At 62.7% G+C, this 20,733-nt stretch carries 26 protein-coding genes and 1 pseudogene; 12 read left to right on the top strand and 15 right to left on the bottom strand.

Annotation, left to right across the window (positions count from 1 at the left end; all coding sequences use genetic code 11):
• The first annotated feature begins 66 nt into the window (after positions 1 to 66).
• A complete protein-coding gene (locus QRN70_RS05030; RefSeq protein ID WP_285416107.1) occupies positions 67 to 612 on the top strand; it encodes a hypothetical protein in 546 nt (181 codons plus the stop codon).
• 62 nt (positions 613 to 674) lie between these two features.
• Here the strand turns inward: QRN70_RS05030 and QRN70_RS05035 are convergent, their stop codons facing one another.
• Positions 675 to 1,289 (bottom strand): hypothetical protein, encoded by a 615-nt coding sequence (locus QRN70_RS05035; RefSeq protein WP_285416108.1) that lies wholly within the window; start codon positions 1,287 to 1,289, stop codon positions 675 to 677.
• Between the two features lie 120 nt (positions 1,290 to 1,409).
• Complete coding sequence (locus QRN70_RS05040) at positions 1,410 to 1,868, bottom strand: GNAT family N-acetyltransferase (RefSeq protein ID WP_285416109.1); 459 nt, start codon at positions 1,866 to 1,868, stop codon at positions 1,410 to 1,412.
• Positions 1,869 to 1,995: 127 nt separating this feature from the next.
• Between QRN70_RS05040 and QRN70_RS05045 the strand changes: the two genes are divergently transcribed.
• Positions 1,996 to 2,637 carry a TetR/AcrR family transcriptional regulator gene (locus QRN70_RS05045; protein WP_285418015.1) on the top strand — a complete coding sequence of 214 codons (642 nt, stop codon included), beginning with the start codon at positions 1,996 to 1,998 and terminating at the stop codon, positions 2,635 to 2,637.
• A 4-nt stretch (positions 2,638 to 2,641) separates the two neighbouring features.
• On the opposite strand, the gene QRN70_RS05050 is transcribed toward QRN70_RS05045, so the two are convergent.
• The 3 genes from QRN70_RS05050 to ggt all read right to left on the bottom strand — a co-directional run bounded on the left by QRN70_RS05050 (position 2,642) and on the right by ggt (position 6,079).
• Positions 2,642 to 3,655, bottom strand: coding sequence for a lysozyme inhibitor LprI family protein (locus QRN70_RS05050; protein WP_285416110.1), 1,014 nt, complete (start codon positions 3,653 to 3,655; stop codon positions 2,642 to 2,644).
• Positions 3,656 to 3,751: 96 nt separating this feature from the next.
• Positions 3,752 to 4,285 carry a cysteine hydrolase family protein gene (locus tag QRN70_RS05055; protein ID WP_285416111.1) on the bottom strand — a complete coding sequence of 178 codons (534 nt, stop codon included), beginning with the start codon at positions 4,283 to 4,285 and terminating at the stop codon, positions 3,752 to 3,754.
• A gap of 66 nt (positions 4,286 to 4,351) precedes the next feature.
• Positions 4,352 to 6,079 (bottom strand): gamma-glutamyltransferase, encoded by a 1,728-nt coding sequence (gene ggt / locus QRN70_RS05060; RefSeq protein ID WP_285416112.1) that lies wholly within the window; start codon positions 6,077 to 6,079, stop codon positions 4,352 to 4,354.
• A gap of 152 nt (positions 6,080 to 6,231) precedes the next feature.
• Here ggt and QRN70_RS05065 point away from each other — a divergent pair, with 152 nt between their 5' ends.
• Positions 6,232 to 6,747: a methylated-DNA--[protein]-cysteine S-methyltransferase gene (locus tag QRN70_RS05065; RefSeq protein WP_285416113.1), complete on the top strand. Its 516-nt coding sequence runs from the start codon at positions 6,232 to 6,234 to the stop codon at positions 6,745 to 6,747.
• Between the two features lie 17 nt (positions 6,748 to 6,764).
• Here the strand turns inward: QRN70_RS05065 and QRN70_RS05070 are convergent, their stop codons facing one another.
• The 4 genes and pseudogenes from QRN70_RS05070 to QRN70_RS05085 all read right to left on the bottom strand — a co-directional run bounded on the left by QRN70_RS05070 (position 6,765) and on the right by QRN70_RS05085 (position 9,853).
• A complete protein-coding gene (locus tag QRN70_RS05070) occupies positions 6,765 to 7,352 on the bottom strand; it encodes an NUDIX domain-containing protein (protein ID WP_285416114.1) in 588 nt (195 codons plus the stop codon).
• 165 nt (positions 7,353 to 7,517) lie between these two features.
• A pseudogene (locus tag QRN70_RS05075) lies at positions 7,518 to 8,519 on the bottom strand (chitinase); the annotation flags it as partial.
• A gap of 38 nt (positions 8,520 to 8,557) precedes the next feature.
• Entirely contained in the window at positions 8,558 to 9,193 is a 636-nt protein-coding gene (locus QRN70_RS05080) for a lytic polysaccharide monooxygenase auxiliary activity family 9 protein (RefSeq protein WP_285416115.1), read from the bottom strand.
• A gap of 222 nt (positions 9,194 to 9,415) precedes the next feature.
• Complete coding sequence (locus tag QRN70_RS05085) at positions 9,416 to 9,853, bottom strand: hemerythrin domain-containing protein (RefSeq protein WP_285416116.1); 438 nt, start codon at positions 9,851 to 9,853, stop codon at positions 9,416 to 9,418.
• Positions 9,854 to 9,999: 146 nt separating this feature from the next.
• Here QRN70_RS05085 and QRN70_RS05090 point away from each other — a divergent pair, with 146 nt between their 5' ends.
• The gene (locus QRN70_RS05090; protein WP_285416117.1) at positions 10,000 to 10,425 is read left to right on the top strand and encodes a GNAT family N-acetyltransferase; all 426 of its coding nucleotides are present in this window, start codon (positions 10,000 to 10,002) and stop codon (positions 10,423 to 10,425) included.
• Between the two features lie 58 nt (positions 10,426 to 10,483).
• Here the strand turns inward: QRN70_RS05090 and QRN70_RS05095 are convergent, their stop codons facing one another.
• Positions 10,484 to 10,834: a hypothetical protein gene (locus QRN70_RS05095; RefSeq protein ID WP_285416118.1), complete on the bottom strand. Its 351-nt coding sequence runs from the start codon at positions 10,832 to 10,834 to the stop codon at positions 10,484 to 10,486.
• 135 nt (positions 10,835 to 10,969) lie between these two features.
• Here QRN70_RS05095 and QRN70_RS05100 point away from each other — a divergent pair, with 135 nt between their 5' ends.
• The 8 genes from QRN70_RS05100 to QRN70_RS05135 all read left to right on the top strand — a co-directional run bounded on the left by QRN70_RS05100 (position 10,970) and on the right by QRN70_RS05135 (position 15,584).
• Positions 10,970 to 11,299, top strand: coding sequence for a DUF6388 family protein (locus QRN70_RS05100; RefSeq protein WP_285416119.1), 330 nt, complete (start codon positions 10,970 to 10,972; stop codon positions 11,297 to 11,299).
• A gap of 24 nt (positions 11,300 to 11,323) precedes the next feature.
• Positions 11,324 to 12,028: a YoaK family protein gene (locus QRN70_RS05105; RefSeq protein WP_285416120.1), complete on the top strand. Its 705-nt coding sequence runs from the start codon at positions 11,324 to 11,326 to the stop codon at positions 12,026 to 12,028.
• 89 nt (positions 12,029 to 12,117) lie between these two features.
• Positions 12,118 to 12,510 carry a sulfurtransferase complex subunit TusD gene (tusD, locus tag QRN70_RS05110; protein ID WP_285416121.1) on the top strand — a complete coding sequence of 131 codons (393 nt, stop codon included), beginning with the start codon at positions 12,118 to 12,120 and terminating at the stop codon, positions 12,508 to 12,510.
• Position 12,511: 1 nt separating this feature from the next.
• The gene (gene tusC / locus QRN70_RS05115; RefSeq protein ID WP_285416122.1) at positions 12,512 to 12,868 is read left to right on the top strand and encodes a sulfurtransferase complex subunit TusC; all 357 of its coding nucleotides are present in this window, start codon (positions 12,512 to 12,514) and stop codon (positions 12,866 to 12,868) included.
• On the top strand, positions 12,868 to 13,161 hold the full coding sequence (gene tusB / locus QRN70_RS05120) for a sulfurtransferase complex subunit TusB (RefSeq protein WP_285416123.1): 294 nt from the start codon (positions 12,868 to 12,870) through the stop codon (positions 13,159 to 13,161). The genes tusC and tusB overlap by 1 nt, the downstream gene beginning before the upstream one ends.
• Positions 13,158 to 13,493 (top strand): TusE/DsrC/DsvC family sulfur relay protein, encoded by a 336-nt coding sequence (locus tag QRN70_RS05125; RefSeq protein WP_285416124.1) that lies wholly within the window; start codon positions 13,158 to 13,160, stop codon positions 13,491 to 13,493. The genes tusB and QRN70_RS05125 overlap by 4 nt, the downstream gene beginning before the upstream one ends.
• The gene (locus tag QRN70_RS05130) at positions 13,490 to 14,491 is read left to right on the top strand and encodes a glycosyl transferase family protein (RefSeq protein WP_285416125.1); all 1,002 of its coding nucleotides are present in this window, start codon (positions 13,490 to 13,492) and stop codon (positions 14,489 to 14,491) included. The genes QRN70_RS05125 and QRN70_RS05130 overlap by 4 nt, the downstream gene beginning before the upstream one ends.
• A 91-nt stretch (positions 14,492 to 14,582) precedes the next feature.
• Positions 14,583 to 15,584, top strand: a complete 1,002-nt coding sequence (locus tag QRN70_RS05135; protein ID WP_285416126.1) for a glutathione S-transferase family protein — start codon at positions 14,583 to 14,585, stop codon at positions 15,582 to 15,584.
• 90 nt (positions 15,585 to 15,674) lie between these two features.
• Here the strand turns inward: QRN70_RS05135 and cysG are convergent, their stop codons facing one another.
• From cysG to lolA, 5 genes are read right to left on the bottom strand one after another with little or no spacing between them, the layout of a single operon-like run.
• Positions 15,675 to 17,069, bottom strand: a complete 1,395-nt coding sequence (cysG, locus tag QRN70_RS05140; protein ID WP_285416127.1) for a siroheme synthase CysG — start codon at positions 17,067 to 17,069, stop codon at positions 15,675 to 15,677.
• The gene (serS, locus tag QRN70_RS05145; protein WP_285416128.1) at positions 17,070 to 18,350 is read right to left on the bottom strand and encodes a serine--tRNA ligase; all 1,281 of its coding nucleotides are present in this window, start codon (positions 18,348 to 18,350) and stop codon (positions 17,070 to 17,072) included. It lies immediately after the preceding gene.
• A gap of 15 nt (positions 18,351 to 18,365) precedes the next feature.
• Positions 18,366 to 18,740 (bottom strand): fluoride efflux transporter CrcB, encoded by a 375-nt coding sequence (gene crcB / locus QRN70_RS05150; RefSeq protein WP_285416129.1) that lies wholly within the window; start codon positions 18,738 to 18,740, stop codon positions 18,366 to 18,368.
• Complete coding sequence (locus tag QRN70_RS05155) at positions 18,740 to 20,062, bottom strand: replication-associated recombination protein A (protein WP_285416130.1); 1,323 nt, start codon at positions 20,060 to 20,062, stop codon at positions 18,740 to 18,742. Before QRN70_RS05155 ends, crcB begins: the two co-directional genes overlap by 1 nt.
• Positions 20,063 to 20,086: 24 nt before the next feature.
• Complete coding sequence (gene lolA / locus QRN70_RS05160) at positions 20,087 to 20,707, bottom strand: outer membrane lipoprotein periplasmic chaperone LolA (protein WP_285416131.1); 621 nt, start codon at positions 20,705 to 20,707, stop codon at positions 20,087 to 20,089.
• Positions 20,708 to 20,733: the final 26 nt, after the last annotated feature.

Raw genomic sequence — 20,733 nt, forward strand, 5'->3', positions numbered from 1 at the left:
CCGCTTGCTCGATGATGGCACTCTGCCCATAATTCGCCCCCTCTTTTCTACACGCAAGGAAATGCCGTGAAAAAATCTCTGCTGCTGGTCCCGCTGCTGGCCCTGCTGCTGCAAGGTTGCGGGGTGACCATGACCCGCTATGAGCCCAGCTACGACAACGTGCAGAAGCTCAAGCAGACCCCGCCGCTGCACGCGCTCGGCAACCCGCAAGTCACCGCTGCCCCGGGCGAAGGCTCGCTGGTGGTACGGGCGAACCCGATCAGCTCGCCAACCGGCAGCATCCCGGCGCACATCCAGGACGCCATCAGCGAAGAACTGCGCAAGGCTGGCCTGCTCGACCCGAACGCCTCCCGTCACCTGCAAGTGCTGGTGGTGAAAAACCAGTTGAACGCTGGCATGGGCAGCGGTGACGGCAAGATCGCCGCGCGCTTCACCCTGCTCGACGGCAAGGATGTGCTGTACGACGCGACCAAGGATGTCAGCCACCAGTGGGGCAGCAGTTTCTTCGGCGCCATTGCGATTCCCAACGCCGCCAACGCCTACAACCCGATGCTCAAGGATCTGCTGAGTGCACTGTACAGCGATCCGCAGTTCATCCAGGCCCTGAAGTAAGGGCGAAAAAAAGAGCCGCAATCGCGGCTCTTTTTTTGTCCTTCAGCATCGTCAGGCGCGGATCAGATACCCGAGTATTTCGGCCGATTGCTGTCGGCCCATTCCTTGAGCAACGCGTTGACCTGACGGGTGAAGGTATCGGTCACCGCCGCTTTCGGCGTATTGAACGCCAGTGGAATGAACCAGATGCCCATCCAGGTGCCGACCGCGTCATGGTTGCTCGCGGTGGTCAGCGGCTGGCCCTGCTGATCGAGGGTTTCCAGGCTCATGGTGTACTGGTCGGTGGCGTAGGCCGGGATGACCGTCATGGTCAAACCGCTGATGAACGCCAGCGCCAACTCACCGCCATTCGGCGGATGGTTGTACATTTTCAAGCGCAGGCTGTAGTCGCCTGGCTGCTTTTCGAATTGGTCAAACGTCACGCGACCGAACAGGCCGGAATCCTTGAGCACGCTTTGCAGTTGCGGCTTGAGCATGTCCCGCGCTTGCGGCATTTCCACGGCGGAAGCGCTTCTCGGCTCGCCCTGGTAGAAATCGAAATCGACGTACACATTGGGTTTGTTGGCGTAATTGGCCATCGACGGCAGTGTCACCGGAGCGACCTCGTCCTTGGTAAAACTGGCGCAACCGCCCAGCGTCAGTGCCAGGCCCAGTGCCAGGATTTTCCCGAATTGCATGATGTCTTCCCTAAATGATAGCAAAGAGCCTCCATTGCGGAGAGCCGGGGCGGATTCTAGTGATCGCCCGCTTTCGGGAAAAGAGCTGTGGCAAGAAAAAGCCGAAAAATCTACTGCCGCTCAGCTTGTCCGCAGGTCGAGGATGTAGGTGTAGTAACCGCTGTCGCGTACATAGCCCAGCGACTCATACAAACCCTGGGCGGTGAAATTGTCGGTGGCGGTTTCCAGCACCAGGCCCTTGGCCCCGGTGGCCAGCGCGAAGTCACGCGCGGCATTCATCAACAATCGCCCGACACCCCGGCCCCGAGCCTCATGCGCGGTGAACAGGTCGCTGAGCAACCAGGTGCGATGGGCATCGATCGACGAAAACGTCGGGTAAAGCTGGACGAAACCCAGGGCAGCGCCCTGCTCGTCCTCAGCCAGGAAAATCGCCGACTCGGCAGCCGCCATGCGTTCGGCGATAAACGCCCGCGACTGCGCCAGGTTCGCTGGCTGGCCATAAAAGCCGCGATAGGCATCGAATAGTCCGGCGACGGCATCAAGCCGATCCACATGGGCACGCACTGCCTCGATAGCCATTTCCCCTGCCCTGATTGCGCTGAATGTCTGAACCAGCATAGCGCGCGCCATCGAGTACGCTGGCTTCCGCGCTATATAGTTTTGTATATTGCGAAGCCGAATTCGCCAGAACCTCTCCATGTCGTCCATGAGCAGCATCCGCGAACGCAATCAGCAACTGATCCTCGCCGCCGCCAGCGAAGCGTTCGCCGCCAACGGCTTCGACGCCACGCAGACCCGCGACATCGCCGCCCGCGCCGGCGTGCCCAAGGCCAATCTGTATTACTACTTCCGCAGCAAGGAAAACCTCTACGGCCGGGTTCTGCTCGGCTTCGTCGAGCCGCTGCTGGAAGCCTCGGCGGTGCTGCGCGAAAGCGACGATCCGCTGATCGGCCTGCGTGCCTACGTCGCGGCGCGCATCCGCATCGCCCGCGAGCATCCGGCCATCGCCAAGGTGTTCAGCGGCGAACTGCTGCTCGGCGGTCGCCAGTTGCCCGACGAATGCCGCGACCTGCTGCACGCCGAGGCCCGGCGTAATGTCGACTGTCTGCGCAGCTGGATCGACCGCGGCTTGCTGGCGCCAGTCGATCCCGAACATTTGATGCTGTTCATCTGGTCGGCGACCCGTACCTACACCAATATCGGCTGGCAGATGGGCTGCATCACCGGTCGCGAAGTGCCGCAGGATGAGGACTATGCGACGGCGGCCGAGACCATTACGCGGTTGGTGCTCGGCGGCGTGGCGGCGCCGCGCGAGGGGGAGATCCGCGGCGTGTTGTTTGCCACGTGAACGCTCAGGGCATGTAATCCAGAGGCAACGCTTCATCCCCCGAGCGGCGCGCGTACCAGGCCTGCATGGCCTCGGGCAAGCGTGTCTTCCATTGCGCGACGTTGGTGTAGTAACGCACGTGGGAGTGGCCCTGAGCGTCGTAAGCCATCAGCATGACCCACACCTGGCCATCCGGCGCGCTCATGTACAACGCCGTGCCGCCCAGGCCGCGCATCCACATTTCTGCAACCTGACTGCCCGGCACGTCGGCACTCGGATCAGCAGTCAGCATCGAACCGGACAGGTCCACCAGCACTTGATAATCCGCCTTGAGCAACTGCTGCAGCATCCGGTTCTCCTCGAGCGAACGGGCCAGGCCGAGGCTGAGCAGATCGAAGTCCAACCGCAAGGGTCGCTCGGAGGCCACGTACTGGCCGGCGTAGTAGACACCCATGCCGCCGCCGCAGTCTGCATCGCTGCCGTTTTGCGTGACCTGCAAGAGGCCGTTGACGGCGCTGAAACTCAGCGTGCATTGCCCTTCGGCGTAGTCGGCCTGGCTGCCCTTCAACAGCGCAACGCCATCCAGATCACCGGAATTGCCGCCCTCCTGCGCCGTAATATCGAAGGTGATGTGCGTGGCGTCACGCCGCTGGGTGGTTATCTGCGCCGCAGAGGCCGGGGTTGCGGGAATGCGTTGCCAGGTCGCATTCCAGTTGAAGGGTTTGCCGGTGTACTCGAGTTCGACAAGCCGCTGCAGATACTCCCGACGCAGGCAGGCGAGTTGCTCGTGGCAGAGACTGCGATTCTTCAGCCATTGGCGCTGGGCCGCCTTGAGCGCCTTCGGGTCAGCGACTTTCGCCAGCGCCGACGGCCACAGCGAGCCGAGTTTCTCATCCAGACTCGAGGTATACGGGTCCGCGCAAACGGCTTTTTCAACCGGGCTGGATGCAGCCGCGCAGTCGAAACTGGCGGCATGGCCATGGGCAGTGAAAACCAGGGTTGTCAGCAGCAAGGCGTGACGGAAATTGACAGCGAGCATCGATAGATTCCATTCCTGAGGCGGCGGCAGTATGCCGCGCCCGGGCTGTCGATGCGCTGGATTTTTTCAATCGCCGGTCGCGCACGGTGGCGCTGCTCAGAAGCGGATATCCGCCGCCGGCTTCACATCGATCCGCGCCACGGAACCGCTCAGGTGCGCGAGGTCCTTGTTGTGTTCGGCGATGATGTCTTCGGCGCTCATGTTGCCGTTGTCGACGGTGGAATGCGCGTCGGCGACCAGTTCCACGTCGTAGCCCAGTTGATGCGCCTGGCGCACGGTGGCGTTGACGCAGTAATCGGTCTGCAGGCCGCAGATCACCAGGCGCTCGAAGTCTTCGCTGGGGATGAGCTTCTGCAGGGGGGTCTGGTAGAACGAATCGCGGGTGGTCTTGCGTACCCGCAGATCGTCAGCGCCGGTGAGCAGCCCCGGGGCCAGTTGCCAGCCTTCGGCGCCATGGGCCAGCGGGCTGTCCTTTTCTTCATGCTGGATCAGCACCACCGGCACCCCCGCCTCGCGTGCGCGAGTGCTGAGGTCGTTGATGGTGTCGATCACGCGCGCAATGTCGTAGCACTGGTACTCGCCGACGCACAAGGCATGCTGGACGTCGATAATGAGCAATGCGGTGGTCATGATGTGCCTTCCTTGATCGGACTTCGAGACGGGGGCGGACCAGGGTCCGCCCCCTTTTTACGCCCCTCAGTAACCCAATGACAACCCGGTGTTGCGCCGTGGATCGTTGGCACCGTAGAAACGATTCTTGCCGACCGGCTTGCCGCCCAGGGACGGCGCACCGACCAGGATCGCCGCGATGTGGTTGGCATCCTGCGGGCCGGCGAACTTGTGGCCCCAGCTCTCGAGGATTTTCTTCGTGTCCGGGCTGGCCGCGTAGTCTTCGAGGTTGGTCTGCTCCGGCATCCATTGCTGGTGGAAGCGTGGCGCGTCGACGGCCTCCTGCAGGCCCATGCCGTAGTCGATGACGTTCAGCATGGTCAGCAGCGTCGCGGTGATGATCCGGCTGCCGCCCGGCGTACCGACCACCATCACCACCTTGCCGTCCTTGGTGACAATGGTCGGGCTCATCGACGACAGCGGCGCCTTGCCCGGAGCAATCGCATTGGCCTCGCCCTGCACCAGGCCGTACATGTTCGGCACGCCGACCTTGGAGGTGAAGTCGTCCATTTCGTCGTTGAGGATCACCCCGGTCTTGCTCGCCATCACCCCGGCGCCGAACCAGTCATTGAGGGTGTAGGTCACCGACACCGCGTTGCCCCACTTGTCGACAATCGAATAGTGCGTGGTGTTGCTGCCTTCGTGGGGCGCGACTCCCGGTTTCAGCTCGGCCGAGACGCCAGCCTTCTGCGGCGCGATGGCGTTGCGCAGCGTGGTCGCGTAGTTCTTGTCCAGCAGGTGCTCGATCGGATTCTTGACGAAATCCGGGTCGCCGAGATAGCTGTTGCGGTCGACATAGGCATGGCGCATCGCTTCGATCTGATAGTGCATGCCCTGGGCGGAATGGAAGCCCAGATCCTTCATCGGATAGCCTTCGAGGATATTCATGATCTGGCAGATCACCACACCGCCGGAGCTCGGTGGCGGCGCCGACACCACGTGGTAGCCGCGATAGTCGCACTCCACCGGGGCCAGTTCGCGGGTCTTGTATTTGTCGAGGTCGGCCTGGGTGATGATGCCCTTGTTGGCCTGGCTCGAGGTGACGATGGCGTCGGCCACCCAGCCTTTATAGAAGCCGTCGGCGCCTTTCTCGGAGATGCTGCGCAGGGTCTTGCCGAGGTCTTTCTGCACCAGTTTCTGGCCGACCTGCATCGGCTCGCCGTTGCTCAGAAAAATCGAGCCGGAGTCGCGCATATCCTTCTTGAACACATCGGTGGCGTACTCCAGCAGCTCGACGTCGCCCTGCTCCAGTTCAAAGCCGTCTTCGGCCAGCTTGATCGCCGGAGCGATCATCTCCTTGCGCGGTTTGGTGCCGTACTTGCTCAGCGCCAGCTCCATGCCCGACACCGTGCCGGGTACCCCAACCGCGAGGTGACCACGGGTGCTCAGGTCCGGAATGACGTTGCCCTGCTTGTCGAGGTACATGTCGGCCGTCGCGGCCAGTGGCGCTTTTTCGCGGAAATCGAGGAAGGTCTTGCGTCCGTCGGCCAGTTGAATGGTCATGAAACCACCGCCGCCAAGGTTGCCCGCCGCGGGATAGACCACCGCCAGCGCATACCCGACGGCGACCGCCGCATCGACGGCATTGCCGCCGTTTTTCAATACATCGACACCGACGTGGGTGGCCAGGTGCTGGGCCGTGACCACCATGCCGTTTTCCGCGGCCACCGGTGCCACCGAAGCGGCGTGGGCCATGAGGCAGCTGAGCGTCAGAGCGGTCGCTATCAGCGACTTGGCAAAAGGTTCGTACTTCATGAGTCGATCTCTTTTCTTGTTTTTAGGCTCTGTGCAACACAGAGGGAAAGCGCTTGAAGAGCACCCAGCAGTATGGTCGCGATTGCGGTTTGCGCCTCCCCGATCCGGCAGTATGCTGGACACTTTGCCGCCGCGCTCCGGAGTTGCTGCCCATGGCCTACACGTTCATCACCCTGCCTTCGCCGGTCGGCGAGCTGAAGCTGGTCGCGAACGGCGCGCGACTGGCAGCCATCCTCTGGGAAAACGACAAACCCGATCGCGTGCGCCTGGGGCCGATGAGCGAAGCGCCGGAGCATCCGCTGCTGCGCGACACCGCCCGGCAGCTGGAAGAATATTTCGCCGGTACCCGCCAGGCTTTCGAGCTGGAACTGGATTTTGCCGGCACCGCCTTTCAGAAAAAGGTCTGGGCGGCGCTGCTGACCATTCCCTTTGGCGAGACCCGCACCTACAGCGAAATTGCCGTTCAGATCGGCCACCCCGCCGCGGTGCGGGCAGTAGGCGCTGCGAACGGGCGCAATCCGATCTCGATCATTGCGCCGTGCCATCGGGTGATCGGTGCTTCCGGGAAACTGACCGGATTTGCCGGTGGCCTCGAAGCCAAGGCGCACCTGTTGACCCTTGAAGGCGGCAACGGCCCGCGGGTTGGCGAGACCGCGGATCTGTTCTAGACGATCTGCTCGGCAGATCAGGCAAACAGTTTGTTCATCGCCGCGTACTGCAACAGCATGATGGTCTTGGCGTCGCAGATCTCACCACGCGCAAAGGCCGCCAGCGCCTCCTCGAAAGGCCACTCCAGCACCTCCAGCTCTTCCGTCTCCTCCTCCAGACCGCCGCCGTCGCTGACCTTTGCCTGCACGTCGTACTCGGCAATGAAGAAGTGCAGTTTTTCGGTCACCGATCCCGGGCTCATGTAAGCCTCGAACACCTTTTTCACGTCATGCACGCGATAGCCGGTTTCTTCCTCGGCCTCGGCACGAATCCGTTGCTCCGGTGCCGCACCTTCGAGCAGCCCCGCCGCCACCTCGATCAGCAACCCGTCATGGCCGTTGACAAAGACCGGCAGACGAAACTGGCGCGTCAGCACCACCGTGCGCTTGTCGCGATTGAACAGCAGAATCGCCGCGCCGTTGCCACGGTCGTAGACCTCGCGGGTCTGACGTTGCCAGGCGCCGTCGTTGCGCAGGTAATCGAAGGTGATTTTCTTCAGCAGATACCAGTCGTGGGACAACACTTGGGTTTCAACGATGTTGATCCGCTCGGCGGTGTTGGGCATGACGCCTGATCCTTTGTGTTCATGGGAAGCGCCCATGGTAGGCGAAAAAAACCGCTGCCCCTACGAAAAAAGCCCGGCAGCGCTACCGGGCTTTTCCGCTACTCAGCGCTGGCTTGCGATGTCGTGCACGACCGCATCGGATGCCTGCGCGGAAAGGCTCGCGCCATGAATCAACGGCCCGTAGCGCCGACTGAACTCCCAGTTGTACGGCACCCGATCCTTGCTGGTGCCGTTGTCCCAGTTCACCGACCAGGTCATCAGCCCCTTGATCGGCAGACCTTTGATCGCCAGGCGTTTGAGTACGTTGCCGACCACGTTCTTGTCGCTGACATAACCGGTGGCGGCGGCATCGACGTTGGCTGGCAGGCCAATGACGAACTTGTCCGCCGGGATCCGGGTAAAGCCACGAGTGCCGGTCACCAGACTCTCGGTCAGGTAGTAGAGGAAGTCCTCCTTGAGCGCATCGTTGTTCTGCGCGATCCACGCACCGGCACCATTGTTGGCCTCCTGCACCCAGACACCGTCGCCACCCTGGTTGTAGAACTGCGGGGCGATGAAGTCGTAGTAGCCATCCAGCGCCTGCAGGTAGGCCAGGTACTTGCCGTTGCTGGTCAGGTACGGGAATTCCGGCGCCATGCTGATGATGAAGTGCTTGCCCAGGCCGGCGTAGTGATCCTTGACCAGCTTCAGCGCGGCGGGCAGGACGGTCTTGTTGGCGGCGAAATCAATCGCGCTCTGCTCAAGATCGATGTCCAGACCGTCGAAGCCATAGGTTTCCACCAGACGGATGATTTCATTGGCCAGCGGTTGCTCCTGGCCGCTACGCAACTCAATGTGCGCATCGGCGCCGCCGAGGGAAATCAGCACCGCCCGGCCCTGGCTGTTGAGCACCCCGACCTGCCGGCGAAACTCGGCATCGGAAACGTTGTACGGCTTGAACGTCGGGATGCCGTTGCCCTTCATGAACGCCACGGCGACCACGTTGTATTCCTTGGGCACCTCTTCCAGGGCGACATTGGCGAACTGGCCACGCTGGTAGCCGTCACTCGGACCGGCCGGCCAGTTGTGCCAGAAGCCCATGAGGATCTTCTTGCCGGCAATGCTCGGCATCAGCGACGCAGCGTCGCTCGCCTGGGTGTGCAACAAGGTGAAGTCGATGTTTGCCATGTTCTAATCCTTCAGAACGTGTGAGAGAGAACGCGGACTTATTTGAAGTCGACGTCGAACGCCTGGTAGAAGGCGTTGCCGGTGTTGGCAACGATCCACATCAGCACGATGACGTGATGGCCGCGTTTGTTGGCCGGCAGTTTCACCGCGTGATTGACCTTGGCTTTCAATTCCGCCGCATGACTGTAGTACGGCACCTGCGGATAGAAATCCTCGGCGAACGGTTGTGCCTCCAGTTGCGCGCGACTGATGCGCTGCTGCGGATCCCAGCCATCCTTGGTGATCAGCCATCGATAGCCACGGGTGGTGTGCGGCGCGGTGTATTCCCACTTCACTTCGAGGATCTGCCCGGGCGTGACGTTGAGCAGCGGCCAGTCGAACGGACGACCGAGCTTCTTGCTCATTTCGGCCGCGGTGAAGTTCACGCAATCACGCGCATCGGTCTTGCCGCCGCTGAGGATGTAGCCATCGGCCGGCGGCACGACGCTCGGGTTGTCCGACTCGAAAGGCGCGGGAAACGGCCCGGCCACCAGCGCCGGGAAGTTCTTGCCACCTTCCATTTCGTTGACCTGCCAGGCCTCGAGCAATCCCTGCTCGATGGCCACCGCGCCGCGGCTGGCCGGGGAAATCACGCGACCGTGTCGCAGTTGGGTTTGAGCTTGTGGTTGATTCATGTTGTTCACTCCGTTGATTTGAGAACTCTCCTTTCCGAGGAGAGGCCTTCAACCTAGCGGAGCTGGTTTTTTTGTCCATCGGCGGATTTGTCGCAGCGTGTCGGTCAATTCCTGGCAAACCCGCCAGAACACTGGATATAAATACAGTGCATTGCACCGACTCGCACGCCACGCATGGCAGAAGGACTACACGCCGAACTCACAAGAACCTGCATTCATGGCTCAGGACAACTGTGCCTTGAACTCTTTCTGATACTGACCGGCGAGCTGTTCCTTCTGTTTGTCATCGAGCAGCTTGCCGGCCATCTGGAAGAACTTCTGCTCTTCTTCCTTGAGGTGGTGATGGACCTTGTCCGAAAGCTTTTTCGCCGCGGCCAGCCAGGCCGGACTGGACATCTCGGTCTCGTCCAGCTCTTCCATCATCTCGTCCATCTCATGGTGTTCGGCGATGGCGTGGCGGCTGAGGTCGACGCCGTTATCGAACTCCATCAGCGGGATATAAAAGTGCCGCTCTTCTGCCGTCTCATGGGCCTGCAGTTCGGCCTTGAGCTGCTTGTACGCCGCGACACGCTCCGGGGTGTCGCCGCTGGTTTCGATCAAAGTCTTGGCGTAGGCGCGCTGACGGTCGTGGCTTTCGCGCAGGGCTTCGAAAATATTCATGGAAGGTCCTCGGTGAACGCGTCCGGGATGACGCCGTTAAAGCCTAGACCCCGGCGCGCAAGCGGCGGTTCCACGGCTTTTGCAGGGATGGAAGAAATCGGCGCGGCGCGCTAGGCTGCCCGTCCACTGCCCACAAGGAAGCGCAGATGAACTTGCGGATCGAGTTGTCGCCACACTCCACGGAAGAGGAACGCCTGGCCATCCTGGCCCCGCTGCACGCCTATAACGTTGCCAAGGCCGGGATCGCCAAATCGGAACCGTTGACGCTGCTGGTGCGCGACGAGCACGACGCCATCCTCGGCGGTCTGTACGGGCGCCAGGTCTGCCAATGGCTGTTTGTCGATTTGCTGGCGGTGCCCGAAGCAGGCCGGGGCCAGGGCATCGGCTCAAGACTGATGCAGATGGCAGAAGATCTGGCGCGCGAACAGGGCTGCATCGGCGTCTGGCTCGATACCTTCGATTTTCAGGCGCCGGACTTCTACAAGAAACTGGGTTATAGCCAGTTCGGCGAACTGCTGGATTATCCGCCGGGCCACAAGCGCCATTTCTTTCAGAAACGCCTGAACGGCTGAGCGCCAGGGCCATCGGCGCGAGTCGACTCGCGCTGATGGCAACTGCCGCCATGACCGCTTACAGGCAGGTCGCCAATGCCGCCAGACGGCGTTTGGCGACAAAATCATCCTGCTGCGCGTAGTAATTCAGCGTCGTCCCCGACGCGTCACTGTTGATATCGACAAACGACTCGGCCGAACGGGTGTAGACCGTCGAACCGCCCTGCTTGCCCGGCTCCAGGTACGCGGCGGCATCGACGCCGAACACGGCTTCGTCCTGCCAGGAAAACTGCACGCACTGGGCCACGACTTTCTCGGGTTTCTCCGAAGTCAGGGTCTTGTAAGGGGTCCTGGTGCGGGCATCGTCCATCACCGAACCTGCGCAACCGGCCAGCACGGTCGCCGCCAGCGCTACCATCAGAATTCGCATTGCATTCGCTCATCCGGAAAAAAGCGGACTGTAGCACCGTGGCACGCAGAATCGTTCTGCTTTACTGCATTTAGAGCGCGACAGGTGCCGGCCGCTGCGGCACCCTATGGTCAACCAGCCCGATAAGGAAAGCCCATGGCGGCCACCGACCAACGACACGAACACGCCCTGAAACTGTTTCTCGATGCGCGCCCCGAGTTGCGCGAAAGTCTCGACCATCTCAACCCGCTCCTGGCCCAGGCCAAAGGCGAAACCCCGGCGCAATATCGCGAAGAACGCCTGCATGAGGCGTTCGAGGCGGAGGCGGAAAGCCAGGGCTTGTTCGCCTGGGAACTGACTCTGCAACTGACCGCCGCTTCGTCCGAGGAATATCAGGCGCAGCGCCTGGAGGTGCATCGCGAAGTCGCGGAAATGGCCGGCATGGACTGGCTGGAATACTGCGATCTGTATGGCATAGAACCTTAGTCACCGCTCAAGGACCCGTTGCCCATGTTGCCATCCGCCCCGACCCACCGCGCCAGCCCCGGCCATCTGCACACGCAGAAATGGCGCGGTCGCGTGGGGCTGGCGCTGGTGGCCGCGCTCTCGGTCCTGGCCGGCATGACCGATGCGATCGGCTTCATGGCCAGTGGCGACTTCGTCTCGTTCATGAGTGGCAACACTACGCGCCTGGCCGTGGCGATCAGTGCTGGCGACATGGGCCTGACACTACGGCTGGTGCTGCTGGTCGCCACGTTCGTGGTCGGCAATGCCCTCGGCGTCGTGGTCGGTCGATTTGGCGGGCGGCGTGCGCTGCCCCTGCTGCTGTGCATCGCCACCCTGCTCTGCGGCGCGGCCGCCTGGCCGTCCGACGTGCAGCTGCCGGCGCTGCTGGCGGCGATCATCGCCATGGGCATGCTCAATGCGGCGGTGGAAGAAGTGAACGGCCTGGCGGTCGGGCTGACGTACGTCACCGGTGCACTGTCGCGGTTCGGTCGCGGCCTGGGCCGTTGGATGCTCGGCGAGCGGCGAAACGGCTGGCGCGTGCAACTGGTGCCGTGGAGCGGCATGTTCATCGGCGCAGTGATCGGCGCCGTGCTGGAGCATCACCTGGGGCTCAGGGCCCTGTTCGTCAGCGGCCTGCTGGCGGCGCTGATCGGCCTGCTGTCGCTGAAGATCCCGCGGCGCTGGCAGTTGGGCTACATGCCACGCTGAAAACGCCGACAGCGGCTGTGGCAAGATCGCCTTAGCCGCTCCGCCGAGAAAGCTTTATCATGGCCGCAGTTTCGCTGATCGAGTCCGTCATGAAGTTCGCCATTGCGCTGTTTTCCGCCGCCCACGCGCCCTCCTCGCGCCGCGCCCTGCTGTTCGCCCAGGCGGCACTGGCCGGCGGGCATGAGATCGTCCGGCTGTTTTTCTATCAGGACGGCGTCCACAACGCCTCCGACGCGGTGGTTACGCCGCAGGACGAACCGGACCTGCCCAGACAATGGCGCACCTTCATCACCGAGCAGCAACTGGACGGCGTGGTATGCATCGCCGCCGCCCTGCGCCGTGGCGTGCTGAACGGCGAAGAAGCCCAGCGCTATCAGCGTGACGCGGTGGCTGTCAGCGCCCCGTGGGAGCTGTCCGGACTCGGCCAGTTGCACGATGCGGTGCAAGACGCCGACCGCCTGATCTGTTTCGGAGGCGCGTGAGATGGCCAAATCCCTGTTGATTATCAGCCGCCAGGCGCCGTGGTCCGGCCCCGCCGCCCGCGAGGCGCTGGACATCGTGCTGGCCGGCGGCGCCTTCGATCTGCCGATCGGCCTGCTGTTTCTCGATGACGGCGTGCTGCAACTGGCGGCAGGACAAAATGCCAGGGCAGTGCAGCAGAAAGACCTCAGTGCCAACCTGCAGGCATTGCCGATGTTCGGCGTCGAGGCCCTGTTCTACTGCGCCGAAAGCGCCAGCACCCGCGGCCTCGGCGCGCTGTCGCTGGACGAGGCGCAAGCGCTGGCCGCCGAGCAAATCACCGCCCTTATTGACCGTTACGACCAGGTGATCACCCTCTGATGTCGACTTTGCATGTGTTGTCTCATTCCCCGTTCGGCGACGAGCGCCTGAGCAGTTGCCTGCGCGTGATCGGCGCTGCCGATGCCCTGCTGTTGTCCGGCGACGCGGTGTACGCCCTGCAACCGGGCACCGCGCCGTTCGATACGCTGGCGGCGCGCCGGGTAAAACTGTTTGCCCTGGCCGAAGACCTGCAGGCCCGTGCCGTGGAGGTTCCGCACTGGGCCGAAGCCATCGACTACCCGGCCTTCGTCGAGTTGTCGATCCACCACGACAAGGTCAACAGCTGGTTATGAAAGCATTGACCATCGGCGCTCGCGCCATTGAACTGGACAAGGACGGCTTCCTGGTCGACCTCGACGACTGGTCGGCCGACGTCGCCAGCGCCCTCGCCGCCGCCGAAGGCATCGAGTTGAGCGCCGAGCACTGGGAAGTCCTCGAACTGCTGCGCAGCTTCTACGCCGAATTCCAGCTGTCCCCGGCCACCCGGCCGCTGATCAAGTACACCGCGCTCAAGCTCGGCCCGGACAAGGGCAACAGCCTGCACCTCAACCGCCTGTTCAACGGCACCCCCGCCAAACTCGCCGCGAAGCTGGCGGGCCTGCCCAAACCGACCAATTGCCTATGACCGACTACCCAGCGCTGACCCTCGAAACGCCAGCCGAGCATCCGTTCGCGACATTCGTGCGCATCCTCGGCAAAGGCAAGCGCGGCGCCCGCGACCTGACCCGCGCCGAAGCCCGGGAAGCCATGGGCATGGTGCTTGACGAAGCCGTCGAGCAAACCCAGCTCGGCGCCTTCCTGATGCTGCTGCGGCACAAGGAAGAAAGCGCCGAAGAGATGGCCGGTTTCACCGAGGCCCTGCGCGAGCGCTTGCAGGCACCGGCGCTGGCGGTCGACCTGGACTGGCCGACCTACGCCGGCAAGAAACGCCACCTGCCGTGGTACCTGCTGGCGGCCAAATGCCTGGCGCAAAACGGCGTGCGCATCTTCATGCATGGCGGCGGCGCGCACACTGCTGGCCGTTTGTACTCGGAACAATTGCTCGGCGAACTGCGCATCCCGCTGTGCCGCAACTGGCAGCAGGTTGGCGCGGCACTGGACAACGGCGGCCTGGCCTTCATGCCGCTGGTGGACTGGGCGCCGCAGCTGCAACGGATGATCGACCTGCGCAACACCCTCGGCCTGCGTTCGCCGATCCATTCGCTGGCACGGATCCTCAATCCGCTGGGCGCGCGGTGCGGGCTGCAAAGTATCTTCCACCCGGGCTATCAGGCTGTGCATCGCGACGCCAGCGGTTTGCTCGGCGATACCGCCATCGTCATCAAGGGCGACGGCGGCGAAATCGAGATCAATCCCGATGCCGACAGTCACCTCTACGGCACCACCGGCGGCGTGAGCTGGGACGAGGAATGGCCTCAGCTGTCGGCACAGCGCCACGTAAAACCGGCGTCGCTGGACGTCGAACATCTGAAAGCGGTCTGGCGCGGCGAGGTGATCGACAGCTATCCGCAGCTGGCACTGATTTCGACCATGGCCCTGGCGCTGCGGGGCCTCGGCCAGAGCCGCGAACAGGCGTTCGCCACCGCCGAGCAATACTGGGCTGCGCGCAACAAATCGATTTAACCGATCATTCGCGCCCGATCTTTGCGCTTTTTGTTCGAACTCAGCGGAATAGACTCGACTCCAACGATTATTGGTTTCAGGAGTCTTGAACATGGGTTTGTTAGTCGAAGGCCGCTGGCAGGACAAGTGGTACGAAAGCAGCAAGGACGGCGCATTCCAGCGCGAACAGGCGCAACGGCGTCACTGGGTCACGCGTGACGGCGAGCCTGGCCCGAGTGGTGAAGGCGGTTTTGCCGCCGAGGCCGGACGCTATCACCTCTACGTTTCCCTGGCTTGCCCATGGGCGCACCGCACCTTGATCCTGCGCAAGCTCAAAGGCCTGGAAACGTTGATCGACGTGTCGGTGGTCAGCTGGTTGATGCTGGAAAACGGCTGGACCTTCGACCAGAACCTCGGCTCCACCGGCGACAAACTCGATCACTTCGACTTCATGCACCAGCGCTACACCGCTGACACCGCCGACTACACCGGCCGCGTCACCGTGCCGGTGCTGTGGGACAAAAAGCTCAAGCGCATCGTCAGCAACGAATCGGCGGAGATCATCCGCATGTTCAACAGCGCTTTCGATGACCTCACCGGCAATGACCTGGATTTCTACCCGGCGCCCCTGCGCGGCGAGATCGATGCACTCAACGAGCGCATCTACCCGGCCGTGAACAACGGCGTATACCGCGCCGGGTTCGCCACCTCGCAGCAGGCCTACGAACAAGCGTTCGATGATGTGTTTGCCGAACTGGATCATCTGGAACAGTTGCTGGGCGCCAACCGTTATCTGAGCGGTGAGTACCTGACCGAAGCGGATGTGCGCCTGTTCACCACGCTGATCCGTTTCGACGCCGTCTACCACGGGCACTTCAAGTGCAACCTGCGGCGGATTGCCGATTATCCGAACCTGTCGAACTGGCTACGGGAAATGTATCAGTGGCCGGGGATTGCCGAGACAGTGGATTTCCAGCACATCAAGCATCACTACTACGGCAGCCACAAGACCATCAACCCGACCGGCGTGGTGCCGAAAGGACCTGAGCAGGATTTCCGCGCGGCGCATGACCGGGCGCGGCTGAATGGCAAAGGCGTGTGGCGTAACCTCTGAAAGCAAAAGATCGCAGCCTGCGCCAGTGCCTGCACGGTTTACGTTTGAACCGTGCAGGCACTGGCGCAGGCTGCGATCTTGTTTAAAGACTCAGACTTGCGCCTGAGCCCCTTCGAACCACGCCAGTTTCTCGCGCAGTTGCACCACTTCGCCGACGATCACCAGGGTCGGCGCATGCACTTCATGCTCCGCCACCAGCCGCGGCAGATCGGCCAGCGTGCCGGTGAAGACCCGCTGATTGACCGTGGTGCCCTGCTGGATCAATGCCGCCGGGGTATCGGCCGCACGCCCATGCTGGATGAGTTGCTCGCAGATGATCGGCAAGCCCACCAGGCCCATGTAGAACACCAGGGTCTGCGCCGGTGCGACGAGGTCGGACCACGGCAGATCGGTGGAGCCGTCCTTCAAGTGCCCGGTCACGAAACGCACCGACTGCGCGTAATCGCGGTGCGTCAGTGGGATCCCGGCATACGCCGCACAACCGCTGGCCGCGGTGATACCGGGGACCACCTGGAACGGAATGCCGTGCGCCGCCAGTTCCTCGATCTCCTCGCCGCCACGGCCGAAGATGAACGGATCACCGCCCTTCAAGCGCACCACACGCTTGCCGGCCTTGGCCAGGTCGACCAGTTGCTGGTTGATCTGATCCTGCGGCACCGCATGATCGGAACGACGCTTGCCGACATAGATGCGCTCGGCATCGCGACGGCACAGCTCGAGAATCGCCGGCGCCACCAGGCGGTCGTACAGCACCACGTCGGCTTGCTGCATCAGGCGCAAGGCGCGGAAGGTCAACAGGTCCGGATCACCCGGTCCGGCACCGACCAGGTACACCTCGCCGGTGGTGATGTCCGCTTCGCCATCGATCTTGGCCTGCAACAGACGCTCGGCCTCGGCGCCCTGCCCGGCCAGCTGCCGGTCGGCAATCGGGCCCTGGAACACGTCTTCCCAGAAACCACGGCGCTGCTGCACATCCGGGAACAGGTTCTTCACCTGATTGCGGAAGCGCGCCGCCAGCCCGGCCAACTGGCCGTAGGTCGAGGGAATCCAGGTTTCGATCTTGGCCCTGATCAGCCGCGCCAGCACCGGCGCATCGCCGCCGCTGGACACCGCGATGATCAGCGGCGAGCGATCGACGATCGCCGGGAAGATCACGCTGCACAGGGCCGGTGCGTCGACCACGTTGACCGGCACGCAGCGCCGATGGGCATCGGTGGAGACTTGCGCATTGAGCGTTTCGTCGTCGGTGGCGGCGATAATCAGCCCGCAACCGTCCAGATCCGCTTCGACGTAACCACGCAGCAGGCATTCGCCACCGCTGGCGACGACCAGCTCGCGCAGTTGCGCCTCGATTTCAGGTGCGACCACCCGCAGCAGCGCACCGGCATCGGCCAGCAGGCGGGATTTGCGCAAGGCAATCTCCCCCCCGCCGACAACCAACACACGACTGCCGCGCAGGTTGTGAAACAGCGGCAGATATTTCATTTAGCCGATGACCTCGAGGCCACCCATGTACGGCTTCAGCACATCCGGCACACGGATCGAACCGTCGGCCTGCTGGTAGTTCTCCAGCACCGCCACCAGCGTACGGCCGACCGCCAGGCCGGAACCGTTGAGGGTGTGCACCAGCTCAGGCTTGCCGGTTTCCGGGTTGCGGAAACGCGCTTGCATGCGCCGGGCCTGGAAGTCGCCGCAGTTCGAGCACGAGGAGATTTCGCGGTACTTGTCCTGGCTTGGAATCCACACTTCGAGGTCGTAGGTCTTCACGGCACTGAAGCCCATGTCGCCGGTGCACAGCGCCAGGGTGCGATAAGGCAGCTGCAGCAGTTGCAGGACCTTCTCGGCGTTGGCGGTCAGGCTTTCCAGGGCTTCCATGGATTTCGCCGGCTCGACGATCTGCACCATCTCGACCTTGTCGAACTGGTGCTGGCGGATCATGCCGCGGGTGTCACGACCGGACGCCCCGGCTTCGCTGCGGAAGCACGGGGTGTGGGCGACGAACTTGATCGGCAGCAGTTTCGAATCGACGATTTCACCGGCAACGATGTTGGTCAGCGACACTTCGGCGGTCGGGATCAGGTACAGATCGGCTTCGCCTTCGCGGGCGATCTTGAACAGGTCTTCTTCGAATTTCGGCAACTGGCCAGTGCCTTGCAGCGCCGGCGCCTGGACCAGATAAGGCGTGTAGGCCTCTTCGTAGCCGTGCTCGGTGACGTGCAGATTGATCATGAACTGCGCCAGAGCACGGTGCAGGCGCGCGATCGGGCCGCGCAGCAGGGCGAAACGCGCGCCGGACAGCTTGGCGGCGGTTTCGAAATCCAGCCAGCCGAACTTCTCGCCCAGGGCCACGTGATCCTGCACCGGGAAGTCGAATACGGTCGGCGTGCCCCAACGGCGCACTTCGACGTTGCCGTCTTCGTCTTCGCCGACCGGAACCGATTCGTGCGGCAGGTTGGGAATGCCCAGCAGGATCGAATCCAGCTCGGTCTGGATCGCGTCCAGTTCGGTTTTACCGGCGCTCAACTCGCCTGCCATGCGCTCGACGTCGGCCATCAGCGGCGCAATGTCTTCGCCGCGCTGCTTGGCCTGCCCGATGGATTTGGAGCGCGCATTACGTTCAGCCTGCAGTGCTTCGGTGCGGGTCTGTACGGTCTTGCGCTGTTCTTCCAGCGCTTCGATGCGCGCGACATCCAGGGCAAAGCCACGGGAAGCCAGGCGGGCCGCTACGTTCTGAAGGTCGCTACGTAACAGTTTGGAATCGAGCATGTCGGTTTCTCGTTATCAAAGTTTGGTCAGGGACAGGCCGGCCCAGGTGGCGAGCAGCCCGCCGAATACGCTGATCGCCGCATAGCCCAGGGCCAGCGGCACCTGCCCGCTTTCCAGCAGGCGCACCGTATCCAGTGAAAAGGATGAAAAAGTCGTCAGCCCCCCGAGGAAGCCGACCATCAACCCGGCACGCACCTCGATCGGTACTTCCGGGCGTATCAAAAACAGACCGTACAACACGCCGATCAGCAGACAGCCCACGATATTAACGGCCAGCGTCGCGGTATAGAAGTGCCGCGGCCAATTGGCGTTGACCCAATTGCCGGTGGCGAAGCGCAACAGGGTGCCGGCAACCCCGCCGACCGAGACTGCAACAATCAGTGGGATCACTATTTTCTCCGCTGCCGGGGGCTCAGGCGATCGAGTTGGGCGAGGTGGTTGAGCTTCTCGCCGATCTTCAATTCCAGGCCGCGAGGCACCGGCTGATAGAACGGGATCGGTTCGAGTTCTTCCGGGAAATAGTCTTCGCCGGCGGCATAGGCGTCCGGTTCATCGTGGGCATAGCGGTATTCGTCACCGTAGCCCAACTGCTTCATCAGCTTGGTCGGTGCGTTGCGCAGATGCAGCGGCACTTCCAGCGAACCGTGTTCGGCGGCGGCCCGCAACGCGGTCTTGAAGCCCATGTACACCGCATTGCTTTTCGGCGCGCAGGCCAGGTAGGTGATGGCCTGGGCCACTGCCAGCTCGCCTTCCGGGCTACCGAGGCGCTCCTGCACTTCCCACGCCGCCAGGCACAGGCTCAGCGCGCGCGGATCGGCGTTGCCGATGTCTTCGCTGGCCATGCGCACCACGCGTCGGGCCAGGTACAGCGGATCGCAACCGCCGTCGATCATGCGCGCGAACCAGTACAGCGCGCCGTCCGGATTGGAGCCGCGCACCGATTTGTGCAAGGCGGAAATCTGGTCGTAGAACGCTTCGCCGCCCTTGTCGAAACGCCGCCGCGTATCACCGAGCAGGCTTTGCAGCAGCTCGGTGCCCATTTCGCTGTTGTCTTCGGCCAGGTCGGAGGCGTTCTCCAGCAGATTGAGCAGGCGCCGACCGTCGCCGTCGGCGGCCGACAGCAGCATCTGGAAGCCTTCATCGCTGAGGGTCAGGTTGCGCTTGCCCAGGCCGCGCTCTTCGGTGAGCGCGCGCTGCACCAGTTTGCGCAGCGCGGTTTCATCGAGGCTCTTGAGCACATAGACGCGCGCCCGCGACAACAAAGCGTTGTTCAATTCAAACGAAGGGTTTTCGGTGGTGGCGCCGATGAAGATCAGCGTACCGTCTTCGACATACGGCAGGAATGCATCCTGCTGCGACTTGTTGAAACGGTGCACTTCATCGACGAACAGAATCGTGCGCTTGCCGTATTGCCCGGCCTGCTGCTTGGCGATTTCTACCGCCTGACGGATTTCCTTGACCCCGGCGAGCACTGCCGAGACCGTTTCGAAGTGCGCATCCGAGACTTCCGCGAGCAGCCGCGCCAGGGTGGTCTTGCCCACGCCCGGCGGGCCCCAGAAGATCATCGAATGCAGGGCACCCTGCTCCAGCGCCTCGCGCAGAGGCTTGCCGCGCGCGAGCACGTGTTCCTGTCCGACGTACTCGTCCAGGTTGGTCGCGCGCAAACGTGCGGCCAGCGGCTGGGCAATCGGTGCACTGCGAAACAGATCCATCACGTCGCGTTGAAACCTCTGGGTTTATTCCTGGATGACATCGGCACCCTTGGGGATGTCGAACTTGAACTTCGACGCCGGGATCGCTTCGTTGGCCTTCACCCCGGTGAACAGGATGTTGGTGCGCTGGCCGACGCTGTCGATCAGTTGCATGTCATTGACCAGGCCGTTGCGGAACGACAGGCGCAGGCTGTCGAACAGGGTGTCCTTGGTTTTCGGCTTCAGGGTGAAGTCGATCACGCCACCGGCCTCTTTGGCGGTGATGTCGAAGCTCTGGCTGATCTTCGACACATCACCGGACAACAGCAGCGCCGGGGTCTGGGTCAGGCGCTCGTCGAGCTTCTTGATGGTCGCCTGCTCGAGATCCGGGTCCCACAGGGTCACTTTCTTGCCATCGGAAACCATGGTCTGCTCGGCCGGTGCTTCGGTGTGCCAGTAGAACAGGCCCGGGCGCTGCAGCGACATTTCACCAGCGGTTTCCTGCAACTGGGTACCGCTGCCGTCGAGGGTCAGCTGCGAGAAGCGTGCCGTCAGGGTCTTGGATGTTTCCAGCAGCTGGGTCAGGCGTGCCACGTCCTTGTCATCGGCGTGGGCCGTGAATGTCGTCAACGCCAGTACTGGCAGCAGCATGCGGATAAGACGCATGGGAATCCTCTTGAATACTCGTGGGA

Origin of the sequence: Pseudomonas sp. efr-133-TYG-5 (assembly GCF_030209175.1) — a bacterium.
GTDB lineage: Bacteria > Pseudomonadota > Gammaproteobacteria > Pseudomonadales > Pseudomonadaceae > Aquipseudomonas.